General features: G+C 53.0%; 3 rRNA genes. All 3 read right to left on the bottom strand.

Annotation, left to right across the window (positions count from 1 at the left end):
• Positions 1-28 precede the first annotated feature (28 nt).
• The 3 genes from rrf to ATORI0001_RS07555 all read right to left on the bottom strand — a co-directional run bounded on the left by rrf (position 29) and on the right by ATORI0001_RS07555 (position 4,931).
• A 5S ribosomal RNA gene (rrf, locus tag ATORI0001_RS07565) occupies positions 29-144 on the bottom strand.
• A gap of 103 nt (positions 145-247) precedes the next feature.
• A 23S ribosomal RNA gene (locus tag ATORI0001_RS07560) occupies positions 248-3,186 on the bottom strand.
• A 232-nt stretch (positions 3,187-3,418) separates the two neighbouring features.
• A 16S ribosomal RNA gene (locus ATORI0001_RS07555) occupies positions 3,419-4,931 on the bottom strand.
• The 16S, 23S and 5S rRNA genes sit together here, the layout of an rRNA operon.
• Positions 4,932-5,243: the final 312 nt, after the last annotated feature.

Here is a 5,243-nt window from a genome sequence, read left to right as displayed (position 1 = left end):
GGCCTTAAAATAGCAAATGCCCCTTGTTGGTCAGCGACGTCCTGCTCTCCCACGGACTTCCTCCGCAGTACCATCGGCGCTCGGGAGCTTAACTTCTGGGTTCGGAATGGGACCAGGTGTGCCTTCCCTGCCATAATCGCTGACCAACAAGGGGTATTCGACTGTCAAAGGGTGTCCTTTGTACCCTGAGGGCCGCACAGTGTGATATTTATCGAGACCTTTTAGAAGCGTCGCACAAACACAAAAGAAAAAGAAGAGCTCGACCGATTAGTATTGCTCGACTAAATGCCTTGCAGCACGTACATCTGCAACCTATCAACCTCGTAGTCTACAAGGGGTCTTACCGAAAGGAAAACTCATCTTGGGATGGGCTTCCCGCTTAGATGCTTTCAGCGGTTATCCCAACCGGACTCAGCTACCGGGCCGTGCCATTGGTTGACAACCCGTACACCGGAGGTCCGTCCACCCCGGTCCTCTCGTACTAGGGGCAGCCTCCCTCAATTTTCCTACGCCCACAGAGGATAGGGACCGAACTGTCTCACGACGTTCTGAACCCAGCTCGCGTACCGCTTTAAATGGCGAACAGCCATACCCTTGGGACCTGCTCCAGCCCCAGGATGCGATGAGCCGACATCGAGGTGCCAAACCTTCCCGTCGATGTGGACTCTTGGGGAAGATCAGCCTGTTATCCCCGGAGTACCTTTTATCCGTTGAGCGACGGCCATACCACTCTGAGCCGCCGGATCACTAGAACCTGGTTTCCCATCTGCTCGGCTTGTAGGCCTCGCAGTCAAGCCTGCTTATGCTCTTGCACTCAAAAGAATGGTTGCCGACCATTCTGAGCAGACCTTACGTGCGCCTCCGTTACATTTTAGGAGGCGACCGCCCCAGTCAAACTACCCACCTGACACGGTCCCCACGCCGGATAACGGTCGCAGGTTAGGATGCCGAAACGTCGAGGGTGGTATTCCAAGGGTGACTCCCCAGAAACTGGCGTCCCTGGTTCAAAGTCTCCCACCTATCCTCTACACGACGAACCGGCAGCCAATGTCAAGCTGCAGTAAAGGTTCACGGGGTCTTTCCGTCCTTCTGCGGGTAAGTCGCATCTTCACGACTAGTGCAATTTCACCGGGTCTATGGTTGAGACAGCGTCCAAATCGTTACGCCTTTCGTGCAGGTCGGAACTTACCCGACAAGGAATTTCGCTACCTTAGGACCGTTATAGTTACGGCCGCCGTTTACCGGGGCTTAGATTCGCTGCTTCGCTTATGCTAACAACTCCTCGTGACCTTCCGGCACCGGGCAGGCGTCAGACCCTATACGTCGTCTTACGACTTCAGCAGAGTCCTGTGTTTTTGATAAACAGTCGCTTGGACCTATTTACTGTGACCGGCCGAGGCTCAAAGAGCGTGTCTTATCACCCAAACCGGCACCCCTTCTCCCGAAGTTACGGGGCAATTTTGCCGAGTTCCTTAACCATAGTTCTCCCGATCGCCTTGGTATGCTCTACCCACCTACCTGTGTCGGTTTTGGTACGGGCTCCAACAGACTCCCTAGAGGTTTTTCTTGGAAGTATGGGCTCACTCACTTCACTCAATTGCTTCGTCCAACACCTCAGCTCACGAGAAGCGCATTTTACAACTTCTCAACCTACGTGTTATCACGGGGACGTCCAGAACCCCGCCGAGCTACCCTTCTTCGTCACCCCATTGGTATAGCGCCTATATGGAGGGACAGGAATATCTACCTGTTGTGCATCGACTACGCCTTCCGGCCTCGCCTTAGCTCCCGCCTAACCCTGGGAGGATTAGCCTTGCCCAGGAACCCTTAGGTGTACGGCGGACGAGTTTTTTACTCGTCTTTCGTTACTCATGCCAGCATTCTCACTTCTTATAAGTCCACCGTGGGTTATCCCACGGCTTCAACCCATATAAGAAAGCTCCCCTACCACTCACACATACGTGCAAGTCCGCCGCTTCGGTACAATGCTTAGCCCCGTATATTGTCGGCGCATGTCCACTCGACCAGTGAGCTATTACGCACTCTTTAAATGAATGGCTGCTTCTAAGCCAACATCCTGGTTGTCTGAGCAAACGCACATCCTTTGCCACTTAGCATTGATTTTGGGACCTTAGCGGGCGGTCTGGGCTGTTTCCCTTTCGAATACACAGCTTAGCCCACATATTCTGACTCCCGGATTTAGACCCTATGGTATTCGGAGTTTGATTAATCTTGGTAGGCGGTGAAGCCCCCGCAACTATTCAGTGCTCTACCCCCACGGGTAAACATCCGAGGCTAGCCCTAAAGCTATTTCGGGGAGAACGAGATATCTCCAGGTTTGATAGGCCTTTCACTCCTATCCACAAGTCATCCCCTCAGTTTTCAACCTAAGTGGGTTCGGCCCTCCACGGGGTCTTACCCCCGCTTCAGCCTGCTCATGGATAGCTCACCTGGCTTCGCGTCTACGACATGCGACTATGTTGCCCTATTCAGACTCGCTTTCGCTGCGGCTCGCTTTTTAGCTTAACCTTGCCACATACCGTAACTCGCTGGCTCATTCTACAAAAGGCACGCCGTCACAGACAAAAGTCTGCTCCGACTGCTTGTAGGCAAACGGTTTCAGGTACTATTTCACTCCCCTCATCGGGGTACTTTTCACCTTTCCCTCACGGTACTGGTTCACTATCGGTCACAAGAGAGTATTTAGGATTGGAGGGTGGACCCCCCAGATTCCCACCGGGTTTCACGTGTCCGGCAGTACTCAGGTGCCACACGAGAAGACATCGCAGATTCGCGTACGGGGCTTTAACCCTCTTTGGCCGACCTTTCCATGCCGTTTTGCTTCCACGATGTTTTGTAACTTCTGTAGTGTGTGGTCCTACAACCCCGAAAGCGCTTGCGCAACTTCCGGTTTGTCCTATATCCCCGTTCGCTCGCCACTACTTGGGGAATCTCGTTTGATTTCTCTTCCTCGGGGTACTGAGATGTTTCAGTTCCCCCGGTTACCTCCTCTTCGCCTATATATTCAGCGAGAAGTACTAGACTACTAAATCTAGTGGGTTTTCCCATTCGGAAATCCACGGGTCACAGGTTATGTGCACCTTACCGTGGCTTATCGCAGCTTATCACGTCCTTCATCGGCTTCTTGTGCCAAGGCATCCACCGTTTGCCCTTACCATCTTCTTTTTAATGGTTTGAACATACTATTATGTTGTCCTCTTTTCAGAGAACATACTCGTTAGATGCGATCTTCTTGAAGAAAATCGAATTAATCACACTATGCAGCTCTCAAGGTACATAAGGGCGAACCCTTATAACCGGATACTGTGCTTTCGCATACAAAGACAAAAGATCAAAGGACTTTGAGCAGTCGTACTCTTATAAAACATAATCAATCTAGATGAGGGTATCTCCCTAGAAAGGAGGTGATCCAGCCGCACCTTCCGGTACGGCTACCTTGTTACGACTTCACCCCCCTTACCAACCACACCTTCGGCGTCTCCCTCCTAAAAGGTTAGGCCGACGACTTCGGGTGCAATCGACTCGGGTGGTGTGACGGGCGGTGTGTACAAGACCCGGGAACGCATTCACCGCGGCGTGCTGATCCGCGATTACTAGCAACTCCGACTTCATGGAGGCGGGTTGCAGCCTCCAATCCGAACTGGGACCGGCTTTAGAGATTCGCTCGCCCTTGCGGGTTGGCAGCTCATTGTGCCGGCCATTGTAGCACGTGTGTAGCCCAGGACATAAGGGGCATGATGACTTGACGTCGTCCCCACCTTCCTCCGGCTTGACGCCGGCGGTCTCGTATAGGTGCCCGGCCGAACCGCTGGCAATATACGACGAGGGTTGCGCTCGTTGCAGGACTTAACCTAACATCTCACGACACGAGCTGACGACAGCCATGCACCACCTGTGTAGGCTCCTTTCGGCCACGACGTTTCCGCCGCTTCACCTACATGTCAAGCCCTGGTAAGGTTCTTCGCGTTGCTTCGAATTAAACCACATGCTCCGCTGCTTGTGCGGGTCCCCGTCAATTCCTTTGAGTTTTAGCCTTGCGGCCGTACTCCCCAGGCGGGACACTTAATGCGTTAGCTGCGGCACGGAAGACGTATTCTCCCACACCTAGTGTCCATCGTTTACAGCTAGGACTACCAGGGTATCTAATCCTGTTTGCTCCCCTAGCTTTCGCTCCTCAGCGTCAGTTATGGCCCAGAAGGCCGCCTTCGCCACTGGTGTTCTTCCTAATATCTGCGCATTCCACCGCTACACTAGGAATTCCACCTTCCCCTACCAAACTCAAGTCTGCCGGTATCGGGAGCGGGCGGAGGTTGAGCCTCCGGATTTAACTCCCGACCTAACAGACCGCCTACGAGCGCTTTACGCCCAATGAATCCGGATAACGCTTGCCCCCTACGTATTACCGCGGCTGCTGGCACGTAGTTAGCCGGGGCTTCTTCTGCAGGTACCGTCACTTTCGCCTCGTCCCTGCTGAAAGCGGTTTACAACCCGAAGGCCTTCGTCCCGCACGCGGCGTCGCTGCATCAGGCTTTCGCCCATTGTGCAAGATTCCCCACTGCTGCCTCCCGTAGGAGTCTGGGCCGTGTCTCAGTCCCAATCTGGCTGGTCGGTCTCTCAACCCAGCTACCCATCATTGCCTTGGTAGGCCTCTACCCCACCAACAAGCTAACAGGCCGCGGGCCCATCCTTCTCCGCAAAAGCTTTCTCAATGTCGTCATGCGGCCACATTGAAGTATCGGGTATTATCCTCGGTTTCCCGAGGCTATCCCCAAGAGGAGGGCAGGTTGCCCACGTGTTACTCAGCCGTTCGCCACTTTATACACACCTAAAAGGTGCTTTAACCGTTCGACTTGCATGTGTTAGGCGCGCCGCCAGCGTTCATCCTGAGCCAGGATCGAACTCTCCATTCAAAATGTCATAGGCAAAAGCCTATACAAGTTAAAGAAGGCGAGTACTTACATCCTGCTCTTAGATCCCGCTGATCTCGGATTCGCTGAAATATAAGAATTGACGTGAATTTACATTCACATTCGATAATTTCGCTAGTCTGTCTTTGTCGATCATTTCTGATCACAGTATCCGGTTGTCAAGGTTCACTGCGCTGCGCATTTATTAACTCTAGTCTGCGTCGCGCGGGGATTAACTATAGACGCAACGACACTCATTTCACACAAAAAATCCCGTCTTCACAAATCCTCCACAATTCGGGATTGAGAGGGGTG

It is taken from the genome of Lancefieldella rimae ATCC 49626, assembly GCF_000174015.1.
In the GTDB taxonomy this organism is placed as follows: Bacteria; Actinomycetota; Coriobacteriia; order Coriobacteriales; family Atopobiaceae; genus Lancefieldella; species Lancefieldella rimae.
The sequence above is the reverse complement of the archived record's forward strand: the minus strand, read 5'-3'. Positions and strand labels throughout refer to the sequence as shown.